This window comes from Bradyrhizobium sp. AZCC 2289 (assembly GCF_036924615.1).
GTDB lineage: Bacteria > Pseudomonadota > Alphaproteobacteria > Rhizobiales > Xanthobacteraceae > Bradyrhizobium.
Genome location: NZ_JAZHRY010000001.1, coordinates 2,302,058 through 2,327,761, shown reverse-complemented (window position 1 = coordinate 2,327,761; position 25,704 = coordinate 2,302,058). Strand labels below are relative to the sequence as shown.

Sequence of the window (25,704 nt, the reverse complement as noted above, 5' to 3'; positions counted from 1 at the left end):
CTTGTGAGTCCATCGTCGATTATCTGGGGAAATGCGAGGAGGTTGACGGATGGCTCGCCTGTTCGTTGCGGCTGCTCTTGTGTGCTTATTGTCGAGCCCCGCGGTGCCGGCCAATTTCGATGCGACCGCAATCAACAATGCCGAATTCCGCGGCAAGCTTCCGGCCGAAGACAAAGCGGACGCGGTGATCGTCAAGGTACAAATTCTTCTCGACCGCGCACTGTTCTCTCCCGGCGAAATTGATGGCAAGCTCGCCGAAAACACCCAAAAGGCGCTGCGCGCCTTTGCCGACGCGAAAAGCCTGACCTTTCAGAAGACGATTACGCCGGAGTTCTGGACGACGCTTACCCAGACCGGTCAGGATCCCGTCATCACCCAGTACACGATCGCCGCAGGCGACGTGAAGGGGCCGTTTCTGAAAAAGCTTCCAGCGAAGATGGAGGCCATGAAGGACTTGAAGGCGCTGAGCTACACCAGTCCGCAGGAAGCCATCGCCGAAAAATTTCACATGAGCGAAGCACTGCTGTCGGCGCTCAATCCCGGAAAAAAGTTCGACCGGGCCGGCGACACCATTTTTGTGGCCAACGTCCTCGACAGGCCAGGCAAGGTAACGATTGGCCGCGTAGAGGTCGACAAATCCCGACAGGCGGTCAGGGCATTCGATCCACAAGGCGCACTGGTCGGTGTCTTTCCGGCCACCGTCGGCAGCGAGGAGAAGCCTACGCCGGGCGGGACCCTGAAAGTCGTCTCCGTCGATGCCAATCCGACTTACCGCTACAACCCTCAGTACAAGTTCAAGGGAGTGCGGTCCAGGCGACCCTTCACCATCAACCCGGGGCCGAACAATCCGGTGGGAGTATACTGGATCGGACTTTCGGCCGAGGGTTACGGCATCCACGGCACGCCGAACCCCGCCAAGATCAGCAAATCCGAATCGCACGGCTGCGTCCGGCTAACCAATTGGGATGCGACCTGGCTCGCCGGCAATATCAAGAAAGGCACGCCGGTGGAGTTCGTTGAAGGTGTGCCGAGTGACAGGAACGCGCAGAGGTGAGGGCCCGAACATATCGTGCCGCTAAGCAAGCTGGTTAATCTCCAGAACCCTCTCGATCGCCCTGGCGAAGCCGTCATTCTCGTTCGTTTCGGTCACGTGGGTGGCGCGTTTCTTGACGTCGTCGGTGGCGTTGCCCATTGCGAACGAGATACCGCTTTTGGCAAACATCGCCAGGTCGTTCTGCATGTCGCCGATGGTCGCAATCGCGTCGGTCGAAATGCCCAGCCGCCTCGCCATCGCCTCGACGAATGTGCCCTTGTCGTGGCCGGGCGGCGTCACGTCGAGATAGTAGGTCTGCGAGCGAACCGCGGTGGCCTTTGTGCCGACCGCATCCTGCATGACCGCTTCGCAGCGTTGCAGCAGCGCCGCGTCCGAGCTGGCGCCGACGATCTTGCAGGCGGCGCCGAGATGAGGCGTGAAATCCGCGATGATGGAAGGGTCATGCTTGATCGCGCGCTTCTCGTGCGGAACGTATTCGCCGTCGGGGTTGCGCGTGTACCAGCGATCGTTGGTGAACAGCCAGATATCGACGCCGAATTCGATGAGCACATCGAGGCTGCGCCGGGCGGTCGCGGGCGGTATCAGATGCTGCTCGATCGGTTTCAGTTGCGCATCGACGATCGAGCTGCCGTTGAAGGCGCCGACCGGCAGCGTAATCGCGAGCGGCGCGATCAAAAATCCCATCCCGATCGTCGGCCGGCTGGAGACGATGGTGAAGCCGATGCCGGCTGCATGCAGTTTTCGCACCGCGGCCCTGGCGGCTTCGGTGAGCACCTTGTCCTTCGTCAAGAGCGTGCCATCGACATCGGAGACGACAAGGGCGGTGCGGGTCATGAGTGTTCCAATTTCAATTGGCGGATGATGTCATCGACGATGGTCTCGACCGTCGCATCGATCGATACCGTCACGGGATGTTCGTTTGCGTCCGGCGGCTCCAATGTCTGGAATTGGCTGGTCAGCAATCCCGGCGGCATGAAATGCCCCTTGCGCGCGGCGAGCCGGCCCGCGATCAGATCATAAGTTCCGTCGAGAAAGACGATGCGGACGTCGTCGCGCCCGTGCACGAGGATGTCGCGGTAGGCGTGCTTCAGCGCCGAGCAGGCGATGACGGCGCGTTGGCCGGCTTTGCAGACGCGGTCGATCTCGTTGGCAATCGCCTGCAGCCAGGGCCAGCGGTCCTCGTCCGTGAGGGGATGGCCCGCGCTCATTTTCGCGACATTACTTGCCGGGTGAAACTTGTCGCCGTCCTCGCAACGCCAGCCGAGGCGTGCGGCCAGGCGGTCGGCGATGGTGCTCTTGCCCGAGCCGGAAACACCCATCACCACCAGCGCGCAAGGGTTGGCTGCATCACCCACGAAAATGCTCCGGCAGCGCCGCCTGATCCACCAGCCAGATCGTCTCGCCCAGGGATTGCGCGCGGTTCGCGGGCAGGTTCTCGCCTGCGAATACGCGCGTCAAGATCGCGCGCTTTTCGGAGCCCGCGACCTCGAACAGCATTTCGCGGCACGAGGCCAGCGCGGGCAGGGTCAGCGTGACGCGCGGCACAAACGGCTCGACATGCGCCTTGGGGACGCCGACCACCCAGCGTTTGGCTTCGTCCAGCGCCGGGTAGTTTGGAAACAGCGAGGCGGTGTGGCCATCGGGACCGACGCCCATCAGCACGAGATCGAACAGGGGATGCGAAGCATCCAATTCGTCCGCGCCGTAGAACGATTTCAGCTCGTGTTCGTAAAGCTCGGCGCTTTTGTCGGGATCGTCCGGAGAGGCGGTATCGGTCGGAATCGGGTGAACGTTCGGCTTCGGCGCGCATTCGTCGAGGAAGGCGTTTCGCGCCATGTTCATATTGTTGAGCGGATCGCCTGCCGGCACAAAACGCTCGTCGCCGATGAACCAGTGCACGCGATCCCAGGGGATCCTGCCGCGATACGCTTCGGTCGCGAGCAATTGGTAGAGCGCTTTCGGGCTCGACCCGCCGGTCAGGCAGATCGCGATGCGGCCGGGATTCGCCGCAATCCTGGCGATAACGCGTTCCGCGGCGGCGTTCGCCAGCGCCGCCGGATTGGCGACCGCGATGACCTTGCGATGATCGCCGATGGCCATGGTCAGGTCAGCTTCCGCCAGCTTCGGCCGTCGCGCTCCAGGAGATCGTTGGCCTCTTCGGGGCCTTCGCTGCCGGGTTCGTAGATCTTCAGTCCCTTGCCGCCGGCGTTCTTCCAGGCGTCCAGAAATGGCTGCACCGCCCGCCAGCCGGCCTCGACGCTGTCGGCGCGCTGAAACAGGATGTTGTCGCCGATCATGCAGTCGTAGATCAGCGTCTCGTAGCCGGTCGAGGGTTCGGCCTGGAAGTAATCCTTGTAGCGGAATTTCATCTCGACGCCGTCGATGTTAACGGCCGGTCCCGGCACCTTGGTATTGAACTGCAACGCGATGCCTTCGGTCGGCTCGGTCGAGATGATCAGGTAGTTTTGCGACAGCCGGTCCACCGGCGTGTCGCGGAACATCGCGAACGGCGCCTGCTTGAACTTGATCGCGATCTCGGTGCGTTTGGCGCCGAGCGCCTTGCCGGTGCGCAGGTAAAACGGCACGCCGGCCCAGCGCCAGTTGTCGATGGTCAGTTTCAGCGCCGCGTAAGTCTCGGTGGTGCTGGTGGGCTTGACGTCCGCGGTCCGGCGATAGTCCTCGATCTCGGTGTCGCCGATCCTGCCGGCCCGGTATTGCCCGCGCACCGAGTTTTGCAGCGCCTCCTGCTCGGTCTGGGTCTGGATCGCCGCCAGCACTTCGGCCTTTTCCGAGCGCACGGCGTGCGCGTTGAACTTCACCGGCGGCTCCATTGCGACCAGCGACAGCAGTTGAAACAGATGGTTCGGCACCATGTCGCGCAACGCGCCGGTCACGTCATAGAAACTGCCGCGATGGCCGACGCCGAGCTTCTCGTCGACGGTGATCTGAATATGGTCGATGTGATTGCGATTCCAGATCGGCTCGAACATGCCGTTGGCGAAGCGCAGCACCAGGATGTTCTGGACGGTTTCCTTGCCGAGGTAATGATCGATCCGGTAAATCTGATGCTCGTCGACGAGCTTCAGCAATTCGTTGTTCAGTGTCCTCGCCGAGGCCAGATCGGTGCCGAACGGCTTCTCGATCACCAGCCGCCGCCACGAACCGTTTTCAGCCAGCATGCCGGTGCGGCCGAGCTCGCGGCTGATCGGCAGGAAGCCGCTCGGAGGCGTTGCGAGATAAAACAGGCGATTGCCGCCGGTCTCGCGCGCGGCCTCAAGCCTGTCGAGCCGATCGCGCAGCGCATCGAATGACGCCGGGTCCTTCGGATCGGCCTCGATGCAGGTGACGCAGGCGAGCAGCCGTCTGGCGAGCGCGTCGTCGACCTTGCGGGTGGCGAACTGGTGCAGACCTTTGGTCAGGCTCTCGGTCAATTGCTCGCTCGACATGCCCTTGCGGGCGATGCCGACGATGCAGAAATTTTCCGGCAGCAGGTCGTTTGCGGCGAGGTTATAGAGCGCAGGGATCACCAGCCGGTGGGCGAGATCGCCGGTCACGCCGAAGATGACGATGGAGCAGGGATCGGGCTGTTTTTGTTTCGCTTGACTGACGGTCATCTATCTCAGGCCTTTGAACCCGGCTTCTTCGGAGGTTCCTTGTGGCCGCCGAAGCCCGCGCGCATCGCCGAAAGAATTTTTTCGGCAAAGGTATGCTCCTTGCGCGAACGAAAGCGCGCAAACAGCGCCGCGGTCAGCACCTCGGCGGGCACGGCCTCGTCGATCGCGGCGTTGACGGTCCAGCGGCCTTCGCCGGAATCCTCGACGAACCCGGAATAGTTATCCAGCGTCTGGCTCGTCGCGAGGGCCGAGGCGGTGAGATCCAGCAGCCATGACGGGATCACGCTGCCGCGCCGCCAGACTTCGGCGATATCGGCGATATCCAGATCGAAGCGATGTTCCGGCGGCAGCGCGTCGATATTGGCGTTCTTCAGGATGTCAAAACCCTCGGCATAGGCCTGCATCAGGCCATATTCGATGCCGTTATGGATCATTTTGACGAAGTGTCCGGCGCCGACCGGACCGGCGTGGATATAGCCCTGCTCGATCCTGGCGTCGCGGCCTTCGCGGCCCTCCGTGCGCGGGATATCGCCGATGCCCGGCGCCAGGGTCTTGAAAATCGGATCAAGCCGGCCGACCACTTGCCTGTCGCCGCCGATCATCATGCAATAGCCGCGCTCGATGCCCCAGATGCCGCCCGAAGTGCCGACGTCGACATAATGCAGGCCGCGTTCCCTGAGCGCCTTGCCGCGGCGGACGTCGTCCTGCCAGAAAGTGTTGCCGCCGTCGATGATGACGTCGTCGGCCTGCATCAGCTTTGCAAGCGCATCGATGGTCGCCTCGGTGATCTTGCCGGCCGGCAGCATCACCCAGGCGGTGCGCGGCTTGGTCAGCTTGGCGATGAAATCCTCCAGCGAATCCGCGCCGACCGCGCCGTCGGCCGCGAGTGCCGCGACCGCTTTGGGATCCTTGTCGTAAACCACGGCCGTATGTCCGCTCTTCATCAACCGGCGGACGATATTGCCGCCCATCCGGCCGAGGCCGATCATACCAAGCTGCATGCTGGAATTTCCTTAAGTAAGCGCTTCGGTGATCGCGGCGTCCAGCGCGGCGAGCGCCGGCCCCAGGCTGCCCTTGAGATGGACGCGAAGTGCACGCCGGCCGCGCTCGGTGAGCACGTCGAAATCGCCGCGCGCCTGCGCCGCCTTGATGATGCCGAAGCTGGCCTTCTGGCCCGGCACCGGCAAATCCTCGGCGTCGTCGGCAGTAATCTGCAGGAACACGCCGCTGTCGGGGCCGCCCTTGTAGGCCTGCCCGGTCGAGTGCAGGAAGCGCGGCCCGAATTCGGCGCAGGTCGCGACGTGGCGCTTGTCGCGCACCGCAAGCCGCATCTTCTGCAGCGCGTCGATGAAGGCCTTGTCGCGCTCGATATAGGCCAGCAGCGCGACATAGTCGCCGCTGCCCGAGCGCGACAGATGCGCTCTGATCCAGGAGCCGAGATCGCCGTCGGCGCCGGCCTTGCGCAGCGCCGCCGCGTTGGCTTCGTCGGTATAGATATCGGCTTCTGCCGTGGCCATCACCGGCTGCTCCGCCGGCAACGCGCCTGACTTCTCGAATGCGCCGGTCAACTCGCGCGTCTTGATCTTGGCGGCTTCGACGTCGGGCTGGTTGAACGGATTGATGCCAAGAACGGCGCCGGCCACCGCAGTCGCCATTTCGAACCGGAAAAATTCCTGGCCGATGTGGTCGATCGACTTCATGACAATGCGGACGACCGGGTGTCCGGCGGCCTCCAGCGCGGCGAGCTTGTCGTCATGGCTTTCGTCGTCCTCGCCCTCGGTGCGCAGATCGATGAAGAAGCGATCGTTGCCGTAGAGGGAGGGATCGCCCAGCGGTTCGCCGTCGATCGGGATCAGGCCCTTGCCGTCCTTGCCGGTCGATTCCGCGATCAGCTGCTCGGCCCAGGCGCCAAAATCGGCGATTTTCTTCGACGACGAGATGGTGACCTTGTCGCGGCCGTCGAGACCGGCGAGGCCGAGCGCAAGCCCGAGCTGCACGCCGGGATTTTCATGCGGCGGCACGTCGGCGCCGCAGGAGCGCACCATGGCAAGCGTGTGCTTGATCAAGGTCCTGGTATCGATGCCGGCGGCCGCCGCGGGCACCAGGCCGAACGGCGACAGCACGGAGTAACGCCCGCCGATCGTGGGATCGCCGTTGAAGATGCGCGCAAAACCTTGTTTGGTTGCGACCTTCTCCAGCGAGGAGCCGGGATCGGTCACCGCGATGAAGCGATGGCCGGCCTTGTCGGCCCCGATCGCCCTGGAAACCCGATCGAAGAAATAATCCTTCATCGCGTTCGGCTCGGTGGTGCCGCCGGATTTGCTGGAGACGATAAACAGGGTTTTGGAAATATCGATCGCCGCCTCCATCGCGCGCACCTGCGCCGGATCGGTGGAGTCGAGTACGTGCAATTTCGGAAAGCCCGCTTTCTTCGCAAAGGTTTCCGCCAGCACTTCGGGACCGAGGCTCGAGCCGCCCATGCCGAGCACCACCGCGTCGGTAAATTTCTGTCCCTTCACGCGCTGTGCAAAATCCTGGTAGTCGGCGACGTCAGCCGCCGCGGCGCTGTTGAGCCAGCCCAGCCATTTGTTTTCGTCGTCATTGGTCCAGACCGATTTGTCCTTCTGCCAAAGCCTGCGGATCCTGGCCGACGCACGCCAGTCCTCGGTACTCTTCTCGACCGCCTTTGCGATGCCGGGGCCGAGCGCCAGCTTCTGGTGATCGATGCCACCGCCGAGCGACGCCGCCCGCTTGTGCGCGACCGCGCCATACAGCTTGTCGGCGGCATCGGCGAATTGCTTGACGCCATCCTTGACCAACTCCGCCGTAATCGCGTCGAGCGAGACGCCGGATTTTTCCAGCTCTTCGAGTACGTGACGCGCGTCCTCGATATTCTCTTCCAGGCTGTCGCGCGGCTTGCCGTGATCGCGGAATGCGTCCAGCGTGGCCGGCGGCACGGTGTTGATGGTATTGGGACCGATCAGCTCCTCGACATAGAGCACATCGCTGTACGCCTTGTTCTTGGTGCCGGTGGACGCCCACAGCAGCCGCTGCGGCTTTGCGCCCTTGGCTTTGAGCTTGTCCCAGCGCGCGCCCGAAAACAGCCGCTTGTAGTCCTGATAGGCGAGCTTTGCATTCGCGATCGCGACCTTGCCCTTCAGCGCGGCCAGCCGTTCTTTCTCGCTCGGGTCGTTCGCCTTGGCGATCTTCTCATCGAGCTGCTTGTCGACGGCGCTATCGATGCGGCTGACGAAGAAGCTCGCGACGCTGGCGACGTGAGAGGGATCGCCGCCCTTGGCGACGTATTTTTCCAGACCCTTGAGATAAGCCTCCGCCACCTCGCGATAGACCTTCTGCGCGAACAGCAGCGTGATGTTGATGCTGATGCCTTCGCCGATCAGATGTTCGATCGCGGGCAGGCCCTCCTGTGACGCCGGCACCTTCACCATCAAATTCCTGCGCTTGACGTCCTTCCAGAGCCGCTCGGCTTCCGCGATGGTGCCTTTGGTGTCCATCGCCAGATACGGCGACACTTCGAGGCTGACGAAACCGTCGTCGCCTTTCAATCGGTCATAGACCGGGCGCAGCACGTCGGCGGCGTGCTGGATGTCCTCGATCGCGAGGTGCTCGAACAGGTCGGCGACGGGGCGATCGCCCTTTTTTAAGGCATTGCCGATCGAGCCGTCATATTCGTCCGAACTGCCGATCGCTTTTTCGAAGATCGACGGGTTCGAGGTGACGCCTTTGACGCCATCGGTGTCGATCAGCTGCTTGAGGTCGCCTTTGGCGACGAAGCCACGGGCCAAAAAATCCAGCCAGACCGCCTGGCCGTGGTTTTCGAGTGCTTTGACGGGATTCATGGTGCCTGTTCTGTTCGATATGGACGTTTTCTCGGGTTCCCGACAGCTTTCGGGCGGTAGGCCGGAATGTCAACAATTGGTTGGCGGGGCTGCTGGACGGAATAAGCGCATCCAGGGGGATAACGCCATTCACGCCAGTTCGATCCCCTGGATTTGATCCCATGGAATCGCTGCAATCTTTGCACAATTTTGTGACGACAGCCGTGGCTGGTGACGGCGGTCCCGCCTCGGGGCCTCAGATAGAGGTAACCCCCTGGTCGCCCTGTCTGCTTCAGCGCAGGCTAGCGTTGATCTTGTCCAGTGCGGCGGAGCCGGGGCACAGCGCCGTCTCGTCGAGCGTATTGAGCGGCGTCGCGACGGTGTCGAGATGATCGTGCAGGTCGCTTGCTTCGGGATCGATGTGAAGCAGGCCGGTCACGATCTGGCCATTGGCGGCGTGCTTTTGCAGGAACGTCATCGCCGCCAGTCGGTCATGCACGTCATAATCGGCGTCGATCTTGCGCAGCGCCAGTCGCGTGCCGTCGTGCTGTTCGACCACCTGCACCGTGCCCGGCGCGTAATCGACGGTGATCGGGTCGCGGCCGGTGATGACGTCGAGGCGGTTCACCGCGTCGTTGTGCTCCCTCACATAGTCGAAGCTCTTGGTCGAACCGCTGTGGTTGTTGAAGGCAATGCAGGGGCTGATCACGTCGATGAAGGCTGCGCCCTTGTGTTCGATGGCGGCGGCGATCAGCGGCACCAGCTGGGACTTGTCGCCGGAAAAGCTCCGCGCCACGAAGGTCGCGCCGAGCTGCAGCGCGATCGCCACCAGATCGACGGCGTTATCGGTGTTGGTCACGCCCTTCTTTGACTTCGAGCCGCGGTCGGCGGTGGCCGAGAACTGGCCCTTGGTCAGTCCGTAGACGCCGTTGTTCTCGACGATATAGGTCATGTTGACGCCGCGCCGGATCGAATGCGCGAACTGGCCAAAGCCGATCGAGGCGCTATCGCCGTCGCCGGAGACCCCGAGATAGATCAGGTCGCGGTTGGCGAGATTGGCGCCGGTCAGGACCGACGGCATCCGGCCATGCACCGAGTTGAAGCCGTGCGAATTGCCGAGGAAATAGTCCGGCGTTTTCGAGGAGCAGCCGATGCCGGAAATCTTGGCGACGCGATGCGGCTCGATCGACAGCTCGAAACAGGCCTCGATGATCGAGGCGGTGATCGAGTCGTGGCCGCAGCCGGCGCACAGCGTCGAAATCTTGCCTTCGTAATCGCGGTGGGTGAAGCCGAGCTCGTTCTTGGGCAGGCCGGGATGGCTGAATTTCGGTTTTGCAATGTAGGTCATGACACGGCCTTGCGCAGAGGAGTGACCTTGAGATGGTCCTGATGGTCGCCGATGGCGCCGGCGATGAACCGCGCGGTGATCGGCGTGCCGTCATAGTGCAGGATCGGAATCAGCCGGACCGGATCGATGCCGTTTTCGTTGACGATCAATGAGCGAAGCTGGGCGTCGCGGTTCTGCTCGACCACGTAGACGAAGTCGTGATCGGCAATGAAGCTCGCCACGCTGGAGTGGAACGGGAAGGCGCGGATGCGCAAGCGGTCGAGCTGGTGCCCGCGCGCTTCCAACAGCCCGATCGCCTCGTCCATCGCCGGCGACGTCGAGCCGAAATAGATCACGCCATATTTGGTCGGCTTGGCGGCGTTGGCCTGCAACGGCCGCGGCACCATGTCCTGCGCGGTCTCGAACTTGCGTACCAGCCGCTGCATGTTGTCGGCGTAAACCGCGCCTTCCTCGGAATAGCGCGCGTAACGGTCGCGCGAGGTTCCGCGGGTGAAGTACGAGCCCTTGGTGGGATGCGTGCCCGGATAGGTGCGGTAGGGAATGCCGTCGCCGTCGACGTCGAGATAACGGCCGAAGTCGCGGCCGTCGTCGAGCATTTCCGCGGTCATCACCTTGCCGCGGTCATATTGCCTGGCGTCGTCCCATTTCAGCGGACGAGAGAGCCGGTGGTTCATGCCGATATCGAGATCGAGCATCACGAAGATCACGGTCTGCAGCCGCTCGGCGAGGTCGAACGCCTGCGCCGCGAAGTCGAAGGCTTCGGCCGGATCTTCCGGGAACAGCAGGACATGCTTGGTGTCGCCATGGGACGCGTAGGCGCAGGCGATGATGTCGCATTGCTGGGTGCGCGTCGGCATGCCGGTCGAGGGACCGGCGCGCTGGATGTTCATGATTACAGCGGGGATCTCGGCAAAATAGGACAAGCCGATGAATTCGGTCATCAGCGAGACGCCCGGTCCTGATGTCGCAGTGAAGGCGCGGGCGCCGTTCCAGGCCGCGCCGATCACGATGCCGATCGACGCGAGTTCGTCCTCGCCCTGCACGATGGCATATTTCGCTTTTCCGGTCGCGGGGTCGTGGCGGTATTTCTTGCAGTGGCTGGTGAAGGCTTCCGCCACCGACGACGAGGGCGTGATCGGATACCAGGCGCACACGGTCGCGCCGCCATAGACGGCGCCGAGCGCAGCCGCGCTGTTGCCCTCGATGAAGATGCGGTCGCCGACCTTGTCGGCCTTCTTGACGCGGAGCCCAATCGGGCATTTCAAATTCTGCAGCGCCCAGTCGCGGCCGAGATGCAGCGCATGGACGTTGGAGGAGAGCAGCTTTTCCTTGCCCTTGTACTGTTCGGCAATCAGTTGCTCGACCAGCTTCGGGTCCATGTCGAGCAGCGCGCAGAGCGCGCCGAGATAGATGATGTTCTTGAACAGCTGGCGCTGGCGCGGATCGGTGTAGGTCGAGTTGGTGATCGCAGTCAGCGGCACGCCGATCACCGTGATGTCCGCGCGGAATTTCGACGACGGCATCGGCTTGGTCGAATCGTAGAACAGATAGCCGCCGGGCTCGATCGAGGCGACGTCCTTGTCCCAGGTCTGCGGGTTCATCGCCACCATCATGTCGACGCCGCCGCGGGCACCGAGATGGCCTTCCTCGGTGACGCGCACCTCGTACCAGGTCGGCAGGCCCTGGATGTTGGAGGGGAAGATGTTGCGTGGGCTGACCGGCACGCCATGGCGCAGGATCGAACGCGCAAACAACTCGTTGGCGCTGGCCGAACCCGAGCCGTTGACGTTGGCGAAGCGGACGACGAAGTCGTTTACGCTGCTGATCGGGCTTTGGACTGACATGTTGATCCCGCGTGAGTCATATCGATGAGGTACTTTTGCATGTCCCAGGCGCCGGTCGGGCAGCGCTCGGCACAGAGGCCGCAATGCAGGCAGACGTCTTCGTCCTTGACCATCACGCGCCCGGTCTTGAGCCCGTCGGCGACGTAGAGCGCCTGGTCGTGATGCGGCGAGGGCGCCTTCAGCCGCTCCCGCAAATCCGCTTCCTCGCCATTCTCTGTAAACGTGATGCAATCCATCGGGCAGATGTCGACGCAGGCATCGCATTCGATGCAGGCGGGCGCGGAGAATACGGTCTGGATATCGCAATTCAGGCAGCGCTGCGCTTCGCCGAGCGCGAGCTTGACGTCATAGCCGAGTTCGACCTCGGTGCGGATATCCTTCAGCGCGATCACCTTGTCGCGGTGCGGCACCTTGTAGCGCTTGTCGCCGGAGATATCGTTGTCATAGCTCCACTCGTGGATGCCCATCTTCTGCGACGAGACATGCACTTCAGGAAGCGGACGCTCGGTAATTTCTTCGCCGGAGAGCAGCTTGTGGATCGACAGCGCGGCGTCATGGCCGTGCGCCACCGCCCAGATGATGTTCTTCGGGCCGAACGCCGCGTCGCCGCCGAAGAACACTTTTGGATTGGTCGAGCCGAAGGTTGTTGGATCGACCTGCGGCATGTTCCATTTGTCGAACTCGATGCCGCAATCGCGCTCGATCCAGGGGAAGGCGTTCTCCTGGCCGACGGCAACCAGCACGTCGTCGCAGGGAATCGTCTGGTCCGGTTCGCCCGACGGCACCAGATTGCGCCGTCCCTTGGCGTCGTATTCCGCCTTCACCTTCTGGAAGGTGACACCGGTGAGCTTGCCGCCGTCATGGGTGAAGGCGACCGGCACCATGAAATTGAGGATCGGAATATCCTCGTGCAGCGCGTCTTCCTTTTCCCAGGGGCTCGCCTTCATTTCCTCGAAGCCGGAACGCACGATCACCTTGACGTCTTCGCCGCCGAGGCGGCGCGCGGTGCGGCAGCAATCCATCGCGGTGTTGCCGCCGCCAAGCACGATCACGCGCCTGCCGATCTTGCTGACGTGCTCGAACGAGACCGAAGCCAGCCACTCGATGCCGATGTGGACATTGGCCGCCGCTTCCTTGCGGCCGGGGATATCGAGCTCACGGCCGCGCGGCGCGCCGGAACCGACGAAGATCGCGTCGTAATTTTCGCCGAGCAGCTTCTTCAGGCTGTCGATGCGATGGCCGCCCTTGAATTCGATGCCGAGGTTGAGGATGTAATCGGTTTCCTCGTCGATCACCGAATCCGGCAGCCGGAATTTCGGAATCTGGGTCCGCATCATGCCGCCCGCCTTGGGGTCGGAATCGAACACCGTGCAGTGATAGCCGAGCGGGGCGAGATCGCGCGCCACCGTCAGCGAGGCGGGACCGCCGCCGACGATCGCGATGCGCTTGCCGTTCTTGGCCGACGGCTTCGGCATGCGGTGCTTGACGTCGTCCTTGAAGTCGGCCGCGACGCGCTTGAGGCGGCAGATCGCAACCGGGGTTTCCTCGACGCGGCCGCGGCGGCACGCCGGCTCGCAGGGCCGATCGCAGGTGCGTCCCAGGATTCCGGGAAACACATTCGATTTCCAATTGATCATATAGGCGTCGCTATAACGCCCCTCTGCAATCAAACGGATGTATTCGGGAACTGGCGTGTGAGCGGGGCAGGCCCATTGGCAATCGACCACTTTGTGAAAGTAGTCCGGCGCCGAGATATCAGTCGGTTTCATTCCTACCTTGTCCGCGTGAACATCGAGAACAGCGCGGCCTCATTTTGCCTGCGAACGCTCAGTGGTTTTTGAATTGGATCATAGGCTTATCTTATTAGAGCCATTCCAGACGCTGCACAAAGGCAATTTTGGGCGATCTCCAGCTTTCAACTGCATGACCGGCCTGACATTACTGTAATCTCGCGTGATGCGGCAGTGCAGCATGTGCGCTGCGGTTCGCCGTCGCCGGAATCGGCAGGAATCCTTTGCTTCCCAAAAGAATTTCTTAAGCCCGGCTCAAGGTGTTCCATTAATAGCCCCTTCATCCGCCGCAGCTAGCGTCGCCGGCCTTTGCAGTTCCTAAGGGAACGTCGAGTGCCGCCCGGTTTGGATGGTCGTCCAGGCCGACCGCGCCGGTCAGATGCTGGATATCCGCGATCGGATTGTAGACGCCGCGCTAGGAATTTGCCGCACCGGCATCGGTGGTCCGCGTGGCGAGGTAAATAGCTGCGACGGCTGCAGCCAGAATTCCGGACGCGGCCCCGACACCGAGCGCCCAGCGCGGTCCGAACGTGTCCGCAATCCACCCCACGATCGGTGCGCCCACCGGCGTCCCACCCAATGCGATGGCAAGCAGGATCGCGATCACGCGCCCGCGCATCCCCGGCTCCGTTGATGTCTGCGCGAGGCTGTTGGTCGATGTCGTGAAGGTTTGCGCAGCGATACCGATGACCACCAGCGCGATCCCGAACAGGACGTAGCTCGGCATGATGGCCGCCGCCGCGCAGCCGATGCCGAAGATGGCGGCGCCCGCGAGCAGGAGCGGAATGCCCGGCCGCGGCCGCGCCGCTGCCATCAACGCGCCAAGAACCGAGCCCGCGGCCATCATCGACGTCAGCAGGCCGTATTCGGCGGCGCCGGCATGAAAGACCGTGACCGACATGGTCGAGATGAAGATCGGAAAGTTCGATCCGAACGTGCCGATCAGGAAGAGCATCAGCAGCACGACCTTGAGATCGGGCCGCCGCCAGACATAACGAAAGCCGTCGAGCAGGTTGCCGCGCGCGCGGGTCGATCGCTCGTCCGGACGAAGCTTGTCGGCGCGCAGCAGGATCAGCGAGCCAAGCACCGCGACAAAGGACAGCGCGTTGATGAGAAAGACCCAGCCCGAACCGACGCCTGCGATCAGGGCGCCCGCGGCAGCCGGGCCGATCATCCGCGCCGCATTGAAGGACGTCGAGTTGAGGGCCACCGCATTGGGGAGGTGACGCTCGTCGACGAGTTCGGCCACGAAGGTCTGCCGCGCAGGCGAGTCGAAAGCCGCGGCGCAGCCGAGCAGGAACGCAAATACGTAGACGTGCCAAAGCTGCACCAGGCCGCTGACGACGAGAAGCCCGAGGCCGAGCGCCAGCACCCCCATCGCGCCCTGCGTGCAGAGCAGCACCTTGCGCCGGTCCATGTGATCGGCGACGAAACCGGTGAGCGGCAGCAACAGGATCTGCGGACCGAACTGCAGCCCCATCACGATGCCCACGGCGGTCGCGTTGTGGTCGGTCAATTCGGTGAGAACGATCCAGTCCTGCGCCGTGCGCTGCATCCACGAGCCGATGTTGGAAACCAGCGCGCCCGCAGCCCAAATCCGGTAGTTCGGGTTTTGCAATGATTTGAAGGTGCCCTTCAAGCGGCGCTCACAAGCGCCGCGATCTGTTCGGTCGTGCCGGTCTCGCCGAGGCACGGAAAGATTCTCTGAATGCTGTGATCATGCGCTTCGAGGCTCAGATCCGTCATCGCATCTACAGCGAGTGCGACATTGAAGCCGAGTTCGTAGGCGTGACGCGCAGTGGACTCGACGCCGACGCCGGTGGCGACGCCCGCGATGACGACCTGCGTGACGCCGGCTTGTCGGAGCCGCTGTTCAAGATCGGTATTGGTGAAGGCGCCCCAGGTTCGCTTGGTCACGACGTGATCACTGGATTGCCGGTCGAGTTCGGGCACAAGATCGGTCCAGCCTGCAGGCATTTCGCCACGGGCGCGCGATTGTTCGCTTCGGCCCGGCGCGCCGCCGGCGACATTGATGAGGACGACCGGCAGCCCGCGGCGGCGGAAGGCGCCGAGCAGCTTTACGGCGTTCGCCATCACATCTGCCATCGGATGCGCGGTGGGCAGGCCGACGATGCCTTTCTGCAGATCGACCACGAGCAGGGCTGTTTTTGCATCAAGCGTACTGATCGTCATACTCATATTCTCCATGGTCTGAATGGCGTGCCTTCGAGGCGCCGGCCGCGGTTCACGTTTCGACGAGGCGATTGAGGAGCTTCACAGCGACCGCAAGCTGGTCCTGCTCCTGCGGCGTGAACTTCGTCTGGATGGTCTTGAGCAGCCACTCCGTCCGGGCCGCCCGGCCGGTCCTGATCAGTGCAACGCAGGCGGGCGTCAGCGACAGGATGGTTTGCCGGCCGTCGTTCGGGTCCGGAGATCCCTTGACCAGTCCCGCGGTTTCCAGCGCCGCAACCGTCGCGCCCATGGATTGCGACCGGACGCCTTCCATCCGCGCCAGCGCCGTGACCGTCGTCGGGCCATTGCGGTCGAGATGCCCGAGAACGGAGGTCTGGGACGGCGTCAAATCGCCTGACGATGCCTGCTCCCGCAGCCGCCGCTTCAACTTGCCGCTCAGCGCATGAAGATCATGGGCCAGGGCGTTTGCAGTCCTGGGATCGGTGAGCTGTTTGATCATGACCCCCCAGTTAGCAGATATGAAGGTAAACTACAAAGGAAGACTTCATATATTGCCATGGCCATCCGCGCACAAAATCGTGTTCGTGCCGCCGGACTGGGTTGATGGCCGGCCTACACGCCTGCCAGATCGCTTTTCGCGATATCCCACATCAGATTGTAGACGCCGCTCGAGACCGTCTCGGCCTTGAAAGCGGCGAAACGCGCCGCGGCAGCCGGGACCGCATTCACGTCCGTGGCATCGATCAGCACGAACCAGTCGCCGGCGCCGGGATTGGGGGCCGAGGGATCGTCGGTGATCGGCTTCGACAGAAGAGGATCGCTCTCGATCAGGTGCATGGAGATGATCCCGTCGAGTTTTGCGGGATCGAGCTGATCCCGCAGCGCGGTGCGCAGTTTCTCCGGGCTGCCAGCGGCCGGCCGAAGGCGGATGATGCCGAGCGCCGCGCCGCGGCCCGTTCCGCGGCTAATCGTAATGCGCGCCACCGCGCGAATCATGTTCTTGAAGCGGGAGATGTTGGCCTTCGACCAGGCGGTCTGGTTGGCCAGCGCGGTGCGATAGGCCGGGCTGTCCAGCACCTCGAACGTCGCGGTCGAGTACAGGCTGAGATATTTCGGTTTTCCGTCATGGGCGACATAGCGCCGGGCTTCGATAAAGCCGTTGATGGCGACGCGCTCTTCGAGATGCTCGCGGTCGTACCAGCGGTTGAACTCGGCCTCGTCGGCGGGGCCTATATCCATCGACGTCAGCAGCATGCCTTTTCCGGCCAGCGGCATCTCTGAAAATCCTTATCTGGTCATTCTGGAAGCGAGATCGGCGACGGCCTTCATCACGGCGTCGCGGACGCCGGGATCGTACAGCGTATGTCCGGCGCCCTCGACAAACCTGATCTCGGCGTCGCGCCACACCGAGCCAAGCGCATGCGAGGTGGCCGGCGGGCACAGCAGGTCGTAGCGGCCTTGCACGATGATGCCGGGAATGCCCGCGAGCTTGTCCGCGCCGGCGATGATCTGGTTCGGCTGCATGAAACAGTCGTTGGCAAAATAATGCGCTTCCATGAACGGGGTCGCCGGGAGCGCCCGCGAGGAGTTCAGCGACGGCAGATCCAGCCTTGCGCGATTGGGGGTGTGCTCCGACAGGATGCGTTCGGTGTCGTGCCAGGCCCGCGCGACCGGGCCGTGAACGGCGAAATCGGAATCGAGAATGCGCCGCCAATAGGCATCGAGCGGCTGCCCGCGCTCCTCCGGCGGCAACGCGCTGAGGAAGTCCTCGTGGAGACCGGGATAGAAGCGCGGCAGCACATCGAGGAACGCGTTTTCGAGTTCGGCGCGGGTGCCGAGGAAGGTGGCGCGCAGCACGATGCCGCTGACGCTGTCGGGATGCGCCTGCGCATAGGCCAGCGCCAGCGTCGCGCCCCAGGAGCCGCCGACCACTATCCAGCGCTCAAAGCCGAATCTTTCGCGGATTTTTTCCAGGTCCGCGATCAGATGCGCGAGCGTGTTGTCCTCGCGCCGTCCCTTCGGGCGGCTGCGGCCGGCGCCGCGCTGATCGAACAGAATGGCGTGGAAACGTTCGGGATCGAACAGCCGGCGGTGATCGGGCTGACAGCCGCTGCCGGGCCCGCCATGCAGATAGACCGCGGCAATGCCGCCGATGCGGCCGATGCTTTCGACATAGATCTCATGGCCGTCGCCGACGGCCAGCTGCTCGGAGGTCAGCGGCGCGAACGGATCGGATCGGTGATGTGAGGATTTGCCGGCGTCGGCGTCAGGCGCCATGGTCGCCTTCCGTCTCCAGCGTGCCGCCGGCGAAATTGCGATAGAGGAAACGGTCCTGGTGCGCGGCGGCCTCGCGCTCGGCCTGCTTGAAGATCTGCTCGTGCATCGGCGACAGCGTGCAGGCCGGATCGGTGTTGCCGGCGTCGCCGGTCAGCGCAAAGGCCTGGCAGCGGCAGCCGCCGAAATCGACTTCCCTGAACTCGCAGCTCTTGCACGGCTCCGGCATCCATCCGGTGCCGCGATAGCGGTTGAAGGCTTCCGAATTCTGCCAGATCCAGGCGATCGAATGGTTCGAGCGCACGGATTCGAATTCGAGTCCGGTGATGCTCTCGGCGGCATGGCACGGCAGAATCTTGCCGGCGGGCGAGATGTTGAAGAACTGCCGGCCCCAGCCGCCCATGCATTTCTTCGGCCGCAGCGCGTAGTAATCCGGCACCACGTAGTCGATCGCGAGCACGCCCTTCAGCCGTGCAGCGGCTTCCTCGACGATGCGGCTGGTCTCCTCGATCTGCTCGACGGTCGGCATCAGCGCGGCGCGGTTCTTCAGCGCCCAGCCGTAATACTGGACATTGGCGACCTCGAGCCGGTCGGCGTCGAGATCGACCGCCATCTGGATGATGTCGGACAGCTGATGCAGGTTCTGGCGATGCATCACCGCGTTGACGGTCAGCGGCAGGTCGAGTTCGCGCGTCCATTTCGCGGCCTCGATTTTCTTCGCATGTGCGTGCTTCAGCCCGGCGACGCGGTCGGCCACGACGGGTTCGTTGCCCTGGAAACTGATCTGCACGTGGCACAGCCCGGCATCGGCCAGTGCGGAAAGTTTTTCTTTCGTCAGCAGCACTGCCGACGTGATGAGGTTGCTGTACAGCCCGACGTCGCTGGCCTGCTGCACCAGTTCGACCAGATCCTTGCGCGCGGTCGGCTCGCCGCCGGAGAAATGGATTTGCAGCACGCCGATTTCGGCGAGCTCGATCAAAACCTTCTTCCACTCCTCGGTGGTCAGTTCGCTGCTGCCGCGATCGAGTTCGACTGGATTGGAACAGTAAGGGCATTGCAGCGGGCAGCGGTGCGTCAGCTCGGCGAGCACGGCGAGCGGAATGCCAAAGGCTTCCGCGGTCGAGCGGCGGCCTTCCAGCACCGCGAGCCCGTCGCTGGGGCCGGGGGATGCCGCGTTGCCCTGGCTGAGAATTTCACTCATGACGTCTTCTCGCGCGCTTGCGTGAGAAATCCCTTGTCGGCGAGGTCCTGCAGCATGGCGATCACGTCGGTCGCGATGTCAGTGCGGTCAGCGGCGTATTTGGCGGCGAGCTGGTCGACCATGTCCGAGACGCTGCGGACGCCGTCGCAAAGCTGCAGCACTTCGACCGCGATCTCGTCCGGCGCCAGCACGCGCTCCGGCGCCAGAATCACCCAGACCTGCCGCGTCTCATCGAATTTCAGCCTGGTATGCCGCGGCAATACCGGCCGGCTCGCCTCGCTGACACTGATGTTGCGGCTGGCCATCTTCAGCCTCTAGTCCGGTTTCGGCACGAACGCACCGGGCGGGATGTGCCCGTCGACATAGGCATGATACAGCGCGTCGAGCTGAACCCATAGCACATTGGTCTTGAAGATCAGCGCGTTGCAGACCGCCTCGCGCTCCGCGGGGGTTTTGGCGTGCTGCTTGACGTATTCCAGCGCAAAGCCGGCATCGCGCGGCGCCTGGGTCAGGCGGCGGCTGAAATAGCTCATGATGTCCGGATTGACGAAATCATAGTGCTTCAGCATCCCGGAGATGCGCTCTTCATGCAGGTTCGGCGCGAACAATTCGGTGAGCGAGGAGGCGATTGCCTCCAGCGGCGTCTTGTCGCGGCAGAAATGCACGTAGGCTTCGACCGCAAAGCGCGTCGCGGGGAGGATGCCTTCGGTCGACTCCACATAGGCGCTGTCGAGCCCTAGTCCCTCGGTCAGCTTGAGCCAGCGCTCGATGCCGCCTTCGCTGCCGATGTCGCCATCGTGGTCCTCGATGCGGTGCCGCCATTCGATGCGGGTGGCGCGATCGCGAAAACGCGAGATCACCATCGCGTCCTTCAGCGGGATCGTGCTCTGATAAAAGTATCGGTTGAGTGCCCAGGCCTGGACCTGGCCCTTGTTCAATTTGCCGCCGTGCAACAGCCGGTGAAACGGATGCAGGCTGTGATAGCGCGTCGCGCCGATGTGGCGCAGCGCCGCCTCCAGTTCGCCCGCATTGTTGAGCGGGACGCCCTTGCCGATCGATAGCGCGCTCGTGGCATTGGTGGTCATGACGTTCACAGCGTGATCTCCGTTCCGTCCGCCGGGATTTGCCAGCCGGCATGTTCGGCGGCCTTGCGCTCGTCCGAGCCGCGCAGCAGCGCCGGGTTGGAGTTGTTGATATGCAAAAACACCTTTCGGCCGATATCGAGGCCCTTGAGGCTCTCGATCGCGCCGTGATCGCCGGACATCGAAATATGTCCCATGCCCTGTCCCGTCTTGTTGCCGAGGCCGGCGACCACCAATTCGTCGTCGCGCCACACCGTGCCATCGAAGAAGATCAGCGGCGCCCCGGCAAGCCGGGATTTGAGATCGTCGGTCACGCGCGCGCAGGCGGCAAGAAAATAGAAGTATTTGCCGCTCGCCTGGTCGGCAATCCGAAGCCCGAGCGTGTCGCCCACGCCGTCGCCGCCGGCGGGATGGGCCTTGCCCTCGAGATACCACGCGCCCTTGCCGGGAACCTCGAACGGCAGCACTTCCAGCCCGGAAGGCGAGCCATCGGGCAGGGCCGGCTCGAAGGCCAGATCCACCGCGATCGGCTGCCGCTTCACGTTCTTCTCGTTCAGCACATTAAAGATGCTGTTGGATTTCAGGATCGCAAGCACCCGCTGATGCCCGTAGATCGTGAATGGCGAGCCCTCGCGCATCGACAACAGCCCGGCGACGGCATCGATTTCGCCGTTGGTCAGGATCACGCCCGCGATCGGACTGTGACGAAGCTTTCCAGCCTTGGGATGCAGCTGCGGCGTCGCGATCAGTTGCTGGCGAAGATCGGGAGAGGCGTTGATCAGGAACCAATGCTGGCCGTCGGCGCTGACCGCGATCGAGGCTTGGGTGCTCTGAAGCTCGGGATGCTCGCTTCGCGCTGTCCGGCACACCGGACATCCGCAATTCCACTGCGGAACGCCACCACCTGCCGCGGCGCCCAGGACGACGACGCGAAGCATGATCCGTCTCCTGGAGATTAAACGCTTGATAAAAACGCTGGTGATAGAAACGCCACGAGGCGGACACCGGCCTGAGACATGATTCCACGATCGGGAACGTGTCAGGCCCGGAGGTCCACCTGCGCTGGACGTCTAAGTGTCGCTGCCGCTTACTTGCGGGTTGCGCACATATACATGTTGATTTCCATGCCGACCGGCACTTCGACGATCTTTGGTGCTTTCCAGGCCATTTGGCTCTCCTTTTTGGAACCGGACGAACTCCGCCCTCGGTCGTAAGGTAGTTCGGATCAAAAAGTTCGCCAGTGAAATCTTTTGTCATAAGCCGCTCCAGGGTTATGCTGCATTGCAAGAGAATTCACGGAGTTGTGCGGGCGGTCGTGGCCAAAACATCGGGCGATCAAGCATTTCGCGGTTGTTTGCATCGCCACCGATACCAGCTTTTGGGTCGACGGAGCGTTGACGGTTCCGGATAAAGAACTTGTGAGATTCAACCGGCCTTCCGACTGCGGTGGGCCACTACCGGAGCAGGTTTCCGCCGATGCCACGATATTTCTTCAACACCCGTATCGGCGATGAGCTGATTGCCGACCCCGAGGGCGAAGTGCTCCGTGATCCGGACCGCGCCTGGGAAATGGCGCGCGCCATGATCCGGGAACTGCTGAAAACCGAGGGTGCCGACGGCGCCCTGTTGAAGGCGGTCATCGAAGTGACCGATGACGCCGGCGAGGTGGTGCTGGAATTTCCGTTTACCGAGGCGATCCTCGACGTCCCCGACCGCTCAATCACAAAGCATTGACGCAACAGACACAGTCATTCCGGGATGGTCCGAAGGACCAGACCTCAGATGTGCAATTGCACATCGGGGAATCTCGAGATTCTCAGGTGCGCAATTGCGCACCTGGTTCGCGCTTACGCACGCCCCGGAATGACGTTCTATAATTACGACCGCGCTACACCGCCGGGCGGGATCTATTCCGGCAAGTTTTCCGATTGCGCATCGGCGGACAAATATCGGAGACTGCCGTCTGGAAAGCCACCGGCGCCGGCATGGTATTGCCCGCGCGAGGAAATCAAGGCTTCCGTCAGGGGAGAACGCCATGTTGAGCTATTCGACCGCGCCGCGCAGCCTGTTGCTGGCCGGCGCCTTATTCGGTGCATTCACGTTTGCTGCTGCCGCGCAGCAGCCCGCCAGTCCGCCAGCCGCGGGTGCTGCGCCCGCCGCGGCGCCGCTTCCTCCGGGGTCGCCGTTGATCGGACGACCGGACAGCGAAGCCGCCGCCAAGCTCGCGCCGGTTGCGCCGCCTCCGATTCCGGCCGCGCCCGACAAGCTGCCGCTGGCCAAGCTCAAGCTGCCACCCGGCTTCAACCTCGAAGTCTATGCCGCCGGCATGGCGAACGCGCGCTCGCTCGCCGAAGGCGACAAAGGCACCGTGTTCGTCGGTAGCCGCCTGGTCGACAAGGTCTATGGCATCGTCAACAAGGACGGTAAACGCTCCGTCAAGGTGATTGCATCCGGCCTCTACCGTCCGAACGGCGTCGCGTTCAAGAACGGCACGCTCTACATCGCCGAGCTCTCAAAGGTCTCCAAGATCGACAAGATCGAGGACAATCTGGACAGTCCGCCGAAGCCGACGATGATCTATGACAATCTGCCGAAGGACGAGGCCCATGGCTGGAAGTTCATCGCCATCGGGCCGGACAACAAGCTTTATGTTGAGGTCGGACAGCCCGGCAACAACGTACTGCACGACGATGCGCACGGCCAGATCCGCCGGATGAACCTGGATGGTACCGGCGCCGAGGTCTATGCGCTCGGGGTGCGCCATAGTGTCGGTTTCGACTGGAATCCGGCAAACAAGCAGATGTATTTCACCGATAACGGCCGCGACTGGCTGTCGGAAAGCGTTCCGGAGGATGAGCTCAACCGGGTGACCAAGGTCGGCGAGGATTTCGGCGCGCCCTATTGCTGGCAGGGCAACATCATCGACCAGGAACACGGCTGGGGCAAGAACTGCAAGGACTACACTGCGCCGGTCGGCCTGATGGGCCCGCATGTCGCAGCGCTCGGCATGCGGTTCTATACCGGCAACATGTTCCCGAAGTCTTACAAGAACGCGATCTTCATCGCGCGTCATGGCTCGTGGAATAAATCCCAAAAGCAGGGCGGTGATGTCGTCGTCGTCAAACTGAACAAGGACGGCACCATGAAGTCGATGGAGCCGTTCATGACCGGCTTTCTGGAAGACAACAAGTATGTCGGCCGCCCGGTCGACGTGATGGTCGCCAAGGATGGCTCGCTGCTGGTCTCGGACGACTGGAACGGCGCGGTCTATCGCATCACCTACGGCAAGCCGAAGGTCGCGGCGCAGTAAGAAAGTCAAAAGCGCCAAGCATCAGAAACCGTCATTGCGAGCGAAGCGAAGCAATCCATCGAGCCACAAGCAAATGGATTGTTTCGTCGCTTCGCTCCTCGCAATGACGAAATAGGAATGAATCATGCGTAAAATAATAGCGGCGCTGGCGTTTGCTTCCATCGCCTTTTCGGCCAGCGCCGAAACCATCGAAGAGCGTGCGGTCGCCTGTTTCGCCTGTCACGGCGAGCACGGGCAATCGGAAACCGAGAACACGCCCTCGCTCGGCGGCCAGCAGGCGCCCTATGCGCTGATCCAGCTCTTCATGTTTCGCGAAAAGCTGCGCACTTTCGAGCCGATGAACGAGACGGCGAAGTCGTTCACCGACGACGATCTGCGCGCGTTTTCCGACTTCATCGCCACATTGCCGAAGCCGGTGCCGCCGGCCGATGCCGGCGATCCCGCGCGGATGGCGCAGGGCCAGGCACTGGCGCACCAGTACCTCTGCAACAACTGCCACAATCCCGATTTTTCCGGCAAGGAAAATGTCCCGCGCATCGCCAACCAGCGCGAGGACTATCTCGCCAAGACACTGGCCGAATACAAGGACAACAGCCGTCACGGCTATGACGGCACCATGGCCGACGTGATGGGTTCGGTTACCAAGGAGCAGATCGCCGATCTTGCCTATTACATCGCCCGATTCCGCTAAAATCGTGGGCGGTGCGCCGCTGGCCATGACGTCTGCCTGACGCTACAAGACGGGCGTCAAACGGAGTTTTACATGCAAGATCTCTGGCGTCTGTCGGCTGCAGACCTCGCCGCGCTGATAAAATCGAAAAAAGTCTCGGCCAGGGAGGCGGCAACCGCCGCATTAGCCCGGCTGGATGCGGTCAACCCCAAAATCAACGCCGTCATCGACCACCAGCCGGCCGAAGTGCTGGCGCAGGCCGCCGGCATCGATGCCGCGATCGCGCGGGGCGAAGACCCAGGCTCGCTGGCGGGCGTGCCGGTCACGGTGAAGGTCAATATCGATCAGGCAGGCTTTGCCACCACCAACGGCCTGAAATTGCAGCGCGACGCCGTTGCCGCGACCAACAGCCCGGTGGTCGACAACCTGCGCAAAGCCGGCGCCGTCATTCTCGGCCGGACCAATTGCCCGGCATTTTCCTATCGCTGGTTCACCACCAATCTGATCCACGGCGACACCAGGAATCCCAGGGATCCCGGCATCACGCCGGGCGGCTCGTCCGGCGGCGCGGGAGCTGCGGTCGCGGCCGGCATCGGCCACATCGCGCACGGCACCGACATCGCGGGCTCGATCCGCTATCCCGCCTACGCCTGCGGCGTGCACGGCCTGCGGCCGACGATGGGCCGCATCGCGGCCTTCAATGCGGCGCTGCCCGAGCGGCCGATCGGTCCGCAGATCTCGGCGGTGTCCGGCCCGCTGGCGCGTACCATCGGCGATCTCAGGATCGCGCTGGCGGCGATGTCGGCGAAGGATTTCCGCGATCCCTGGTGGGTGCCGGCGCCGCTGGAGGGACCTGCGATGCCAAAGCGCGCCGCGATGTGCCTCAACCCCGACGGACTGGATCCCGTAGCGGAAGTGAAGGCGGCGGTTGCCGATGCCGGCAAGCGGCTGGAGCGCGCGGGCTGGATCGTCGAGGAAATCGCCACTACGCCGCCGCTGCGCGAAGCCGCTGACCTGCAGACCAAGCTCTGGCTCGGCGACGGCTATGAGGCGCAACTCGAAATGGCCGAGCGCGAGGGCGATCCCGGCGCGCTGGCCTGTCTGCGCGGCAACAAGACAAAGGTGTTTCCGTTCGACCTATCGAAGACACTGACCCGGCGCGCGACCTTGACGCGGCAATGGCTGGAATTTTTCGAGACATACGCCGTGCTGCTGATGCCGGTGTCCGGGGAATTGCCGTTTCCCGACCAGCTCGACCGCAAGGACGATGCTTCGTTCGCGCGGGTGTGGCACGCGCAAGTGCCGCAGATTGCCATTCCCTTCATGGGGCTTCCCGGGCTAACGGTCTCCACCGGGCTGGTGGGCCGGATTCCGGTCGGCGTTCAATTGGTGTCCGGCCGTTACCGCGAGGATCTGTGCCTTGCCGCGGGCGAGGCGATCGAAGCCGGCGGCACGCCGTCGGCGGCGATCGATCCCGCCAGTTAG

The 25,704-nt window shown here is 63.1% G+C and carries 24 protein-coding genes; 5 read left to right on the top strand and 19 right to left on the bottom strand.

Annotation, left to right across the window (positions count from 1 at the left end; translation table 11 throughout):
• Nucleotides 1-49: 49 nt before the first annotated feature.
• Nucleotides 50-1,054 (top strand): L,D-transpeptidase family protein, encoded by a 1,005-nt coding sequence (locus V1289_RS11375; RefSeq protein WP_334397035.1) that lies wholly within the window; start codon nt 50-52, stop codon nt 1,052-1,054.
• 21 nt (nt 1,055-1,075) lie between these two features.
• On the opposite strand, the gene V1289_RS11370 is transcribed toward V1289_RS11375, so the two are convergent.
• From V1289_RS11370 to pqqA, 19 genes are all read right to left on the bottom strand, one after another.
• Nucleotides 1,076-1,888 carry a Cof-type HAD-IIB family hydrolase gene (locus tag V1289_RS11370; protein ID WP_334397034.1) on the bottom strand — a complete coding sequence of 271 codons (813 nt, stop codon included), beginning with the start codon at nt 1,886-1,888 and terminating at the stop codon, nt 1,076-1,078.
• Nucleotides 1,885-2,373 (bottom strand): gluconokinase, encoded by a 489-nt coding sequence (locus tag V1289_RS11365; RefSeq protein WP_334407400.1) that lies wholly within the window; start codon nt 2,371-2,373, stop codon nt 1,885-1,887. The genes V1289_RS11370 and V1289_RS11365 overlap by 4 nt, the downstream gene beginning before the upstream one ends.
• Before the next feature lie 28 nt (nt 2,374-2,401).
• Nucleotides 2,402-3,154 carry a 6-phosphogluconolactonase gene (gene pgl, locus V1289_RS11360; RefSeq protein WP_334397033.1) on the bottom strand — a complete coding sequence of 251 codons (753 nt, stop codon included), beginning with the start codon at nt 3,152-3,154 and terminating at the stop codon, nt 2,402-2,404.
• A gap of 2 nt (nt 3,155-3,156) precedes the next feature.
• Complete coding sequence (gene zwf / locus V1289_RS11355) at nt 3,157-4,668, bottom strand: glucose-6-phosphate dehydrogenase (RefSeq protein WP_334397032.1); 1,512 nt, start codon at nt 4,666-4,668, stop codon at nt 3,157-3,159.
• A 5-nt stretch (nt 4,669-4,673) separates the two neighbouring features.
• Entirely contained in the window at nt 4,674-5,669 is a 996-nt protein-coding gene (gene gnd / locus V1289_RS11350; protein WP_334397031.1) for a phosphogluconate dehydrogenase (NAD(+)-dependent, decarboxylating), read from the bottom strand.
• Nucleotides 5,670-5,681: 12 nt separating this feature from the next.
• On the bottom strand, nt 5,682-8,528 hold the full coding sequence (locus tag V1289_RS11345) for a bifunctional transaldolase/phosoglucose isomerase (RefSeq protein WP_334397030.1): 2,847 nt from the start codon (nt 8,526-8,528) through the stop codon (nt 5,682-5,684).
• A 271-nt stretch (nt 8,529-8,799) separates the two neighbouring features.
• Nucleotides 8,800-9,855 carry a 2-oxoacid:ferredoxin oxidoreductase subunit beta gene (locus V1289_RS11340; RefSeq protein ID WP_334397029.1) on the bottom strand — a complete coding sequence of 352 codons (1,056 nt, stop codon included), beginning with the start codon at nt 9,853-9,855 and terminating at the stop codon, nt 8,800-8,802.
• The gene (locus tag V1289_RS11335) at nt 9,852-11,699 is read right to left on the bottom strand and encodes a 2-oxoacid:acceptor oxidoreductase subunit alpha (protein WP_334397028.1); all 1,848 of its coding nucleotides are present in this window, start codon (nt 11,697-11,699) and stop codon (nt 9,852-9,854) included. The genes V1289_RS11340 and V1289_RS11335 overlap by 4 nt, the downstream gene beginning before the upstream one ends.
• A complete protein-coding gene (locus tag V1289_RS11330) occupies nt 11,669-13,468 on the bottom strand; it encodes an FAD-dependent oxidoreductase (protein WP_334397027.1) in 1,800 nt (599 codons plus the stop codon). Before V1289_RS11330 ends, V1289_RS11335 begins: the two co-directional genes overlap by 31 nt.
• Nucleotides 13,469-13,904: 436 nt before the next feature.
• Nucleotides 13,905-15,128, bottom strand: coding sequence for an MFS transporter (locus tag V1289_RS11325; RefSeq protein ID WP_334397026.1), 1,224 nt, complete (start codon nt 15,126-15,128; stop codon nt 13,905-13,907).
• Nucleotides 15,125-15,682, bottom strand: a complete 558-nt coding sequence (locus V1289_RS11320; protein ID WP_334397024.1) for a cysteine hydrolase — start codon at nt 15,680-15,682, stop codon at nt 15,125-15,127. The genes V1289_RS11325 and V1289_RS11320 overlap by 4 nt, the downstream gene beginning before the upstream one ends.
• A 52-nt stretch (nt 15,683-15,734) precedes the next feature.
• The gene (locus V1289_RS11315) at nt 15,735-16,181 is read right to left on the bottom strand and encodes a MarR family winged helix-turn-helix transcriptional regulator (RefSeq protein ID WP_334397023.1); all 447 of its coding nucleotides are present in this window, start codon (nt 16,179-16,181) and stop codon (nt 15,735-15,737) included.
• Nucleotides 16,182-16,294: 113 nt separating this feature from the next.
• Nucleotides 16,295-16,957: a hypothetical protein gene (locus tag V1289_RS11310; RefSeq protein ID WP_334397022.1), complete on the bottom strand. Its 663-nt coding sequence runs from the start codon at nt 16,955-16,957 to the stop codon at nt 16,295-16,297.
• Nucleotides 16,958-16,969: 12 nt separating this feature from the next.
• Nucleotides 16,970-17,959: a prolyl aminopeptidase gene (pip, locus tag V1289_RS11305; protein ID WP_334397021.1), complete on the bottom strand. Its 990-nt coding sequence runs from the start codon at nt 17,957-17,959 to the stop codon at nt 16,970-16,972.
• Complete coding sequence (gene pqqE, locus V1289_RS11300; protein WP_334397020.1) at nt 17,949-19,157, bottom strand: pyrroloquinoline quinone biosynthesis protein PqqE; 1,209 nt, start codon at nt 19,155-19,157, stop codon at nt 17,949-17,951. Before pqqE ends, pip begins: the two co-directional genes overlap by 11 nt.
• Nucleotides 19,154-19,462, bottom strand: coding sequence for a pyrroloquinoline quinone biosynthesis peptide chaperone PqqD (gene pqqD, locus V1289_RS11295; protein ID WP_334397019.1), 309 nt, complete (start codon nt 19,460-19,462; stop codon nt 19,154-19,156). Before pqqD ends, pqqE begins: the two co-directional genes overlap by 4 nt.
• A gap of 9 nt (nt 19,463-19,471) precedes the next feature.
• Entirely contained in the window at nt 19,472-20,242 is a 771-nt protein-coding gene (pqqC, locus tag V1289_RS11290) for a pyrroloquinoline-quinone synthase PqqC (RefSeq protein ID WP_334407398.1), read from the bottom strand.
• Nucleotides 20,243-20,247: 5 nt separating this feature from the next.
• Nucleotides 20,248-21,177 (bottom strand): pyrroloquinoline quinone biosynthesis protein PqqB, encoded by a 930-nt coding sequence (gene pqqB, locus V1289_RS11285; protein ID WP_334397018.1) that lies wholly within the window; start codon nt 21,175-21,177, stop codon nt 20,248-20,250.
• A 149-nt stretch (nt 21,178-21,326) separates the two neighbouring features.
• Entirely contained in the window at nt 21,327-21,407 is an 81-nt protein-coding gene (gene pqqA / locus V1289_RS11280; RefSeq protein ID WP_057835625.1) for a pyrroloquinoline quinone precursor peptide PqqA, read from the bottom strand.
• Between the two features lie 308 nt (nt 21,408-21,715).
• Between pqqA and V1289_RS11275 the strand changes: the two genes are divergently transcribed.
• From V1289_RS11275 to V1289_RS11260, 4 genes are all read left to right on the top strand, one after another.
• Complete coding sequence (locus V1289_RS11275) at nt 21,716-21,973, top strand: DUF6894 family protein (protein ID WP_309179074.1); 258 nt, start codon at nt 21,716-21,718, stop codon at nt 21,971-21,973.
• Nucleotides 21,974-22,274: 301 nt separating this feature from the next.
• On the top strand, nt 22,275-23,549 hold the full coding sequence (locus V1289_RS11270; protein ID WP_334397017.1) for a PQQ-dependent sugar dehydrogenase: 1,275 nt from the start codon (nt 22,275-22,277) through the stop codon (nt 23,547-23,549).
• Between the two features lie 124 nt (nt 23,550-23,673).
• A complete protein-coding gene (locus tag V1289_RS11265; protein WP_334397016.1) occupies nt 23,674-24,240 on the top strand; it encodes a c-type cytochrome in 567 nt (188 codons plus the stop codon).
• Between the two features lie 72 nt (nt 24,241-24,312).
• Nucleotides 24,313-25,704: an amidase family protein gene (locus tag V1289_RS11260; protein WP_334397015.1), complete on the top strand. Its 1,392-nt coding sequence runs from the start codon at nt 24,313-24,315 to the stop codon at nt 25,702-25,704.

Bases quoted from the DNA above. Each gene is read 5' to 3' on its own strand.
- V1289_RS11375 (WP_334397035.1), top strand. From the start codon at position 50: ATGGCTCGCCTGTTCGTTGCGGCTGCTCTTGTGTGCTTATTGTCGAGC.
- V1289_RS11370 (WP_334397034.1), bottom strand. From the start codon at position 1,888: ATGACCCGCACCGCCCTTGTCGTCTCCGATGTCGATGGCACGCTCTTG.
- V1289_RS11365 (WP_334407400.1), bottom strand. From the start codon at position 2,373: ATGGGTGTTTCCGGCTCGGGCAAGAGCACCATCGCCGACCGCCTGGCC.
- pgl (WP_334397033.1), bottom strand. From the start codon at position 3,154: ATGGCCATCGGCGATCATCGCAAGGTCATCGCGGTCGCCAATCCGGCG.
- zwf (WP_334397032.1), bottom strand. From the start codon at position 4,668: ATGACCGTCAGTCAAGCGAAACAAAAACAGCCCGATCCCTGCTCCATC.
- gnd (WP_334397031.1), bottom strand. From the start codon at position 5,669: ATGCAGCTTGGTATGATCGGCCTCGGCCGGATGGGCGGCAATATCGTC.
- V1289_RS11345 (WP_334397030.1), bottom strand. From the start codon at position 8,528: ATGAATCCCGTCAAAGCACTCGAAAACCACGGCCAGGCGGTCTGGCTG.
- V1289_RS11340 (WP_334397029.1), bottom strand. From the start codon at position 9,855: ATGACCTACATTGCAAAACCGAAATTCAGCCATCCCGGCCTGCCCAAG.
- V1289_RS11335 (WP_334397028.1), bottom strand. From the start codon at position 11,699: ATGTCAGTCCAAAGCCCGATCAGCAGCGTAAACGACTTCGTCGTCCGC.
- V1289_RS11330 (WP_334397027.1), bottom strand. From the start codon at position 13,468: ATGAAACCGACTGATATCTCGGCGCCGGACTACTTTCACAAAGTGGTC.
- V1289_RS11320 (WP_334397024.1), bottom strand. From the start codon at position 15,682: ATGACGATCAGTACGCTTGATGCAAAAACAGCCCTGCTCGTGGTCGAT.
- V1289_RS11315 (WP_334397023.1), bottom strand. From the start codon at position 16,181: ATGATCAAACAGCTCACCGATCCCAGGACTGCAAACGCCCTGGCCCAT.
- V1289_RS11310 (WP_334397022.1), bottom strand. From the start codon at position 16,957: ATGCCGCTGGCCGGAAAAGGCATGCTGCTGACGTCGATGGATATAGGC.
- pip (WP_334397021.1), bottom strand. From the start codon at position 17,959: ATGGCGCCTGACGCCGACGCCGGCAAATCCTCACATCACCGATCCGAT.
- pqqE (WP_334397020.1), bottom strand. From the start codon at position 19,157: ATGAGTGAAATTCTCAGCCAGGGCAACGCGGCATCCCCCGGCCCCAGC.
- pqqD (WP_334397019.1), bottom strand. From the start codon at position 19,462: ATGGCCAGCCGCAACATCAGTGTCAGCGAGGCGAGCCGGCCGGTATTG.
- pqqC (WP_334407398.1), bottom strand. From the start codon at position 20,242: ATGACCACCAATGCCACGAGCGCGCTATCGATCGGCAAGGGCGTCCCG.
- pqqB (WP_334397018.1), bottom strand. From the start codon at position 21,177: ATGCTTCGCGTCGTCGTCCTGGGCGCCGCGGCAGGTGGTGGCGTTCCG.
- pqqA (WP_057835625.1), bottom strand. From the start codon at position 21,407: ATGGCCTGGAAAGCACCAAAGATCGTCGAAGTGCCGGTCGGCATGGAA.
- V1289_RS11275 (WP_309179074.1), top strand. From the start codon at position 21,716: ATGCCACGATATTTCTTCAACACCCGTATCGGCGATGAGCTGATTGCC.
- V1289_RS11270 (WP_334397017.1), top strand. From the start codon at position 22,275: ATGTTGAGCTATTCGACCGCGCCGCGCAGCCTGTTGCTGGCCGGCGCC.
- V1289_RS11265 (WP_334397016.1), top strand. From the start codon at position 23,674: ATGCGTAAAATAATAGCGGCGCTGGCGTTTGCTTCCATCGCCTTTTCG.
- V1289_RS11260 (WP_334397015.1), top strand. From the start codon at position 24,313: ATGCAAGATCTCTGGCGTCTGTCGGCTGCAGACCTCGCCGCGCTGATA.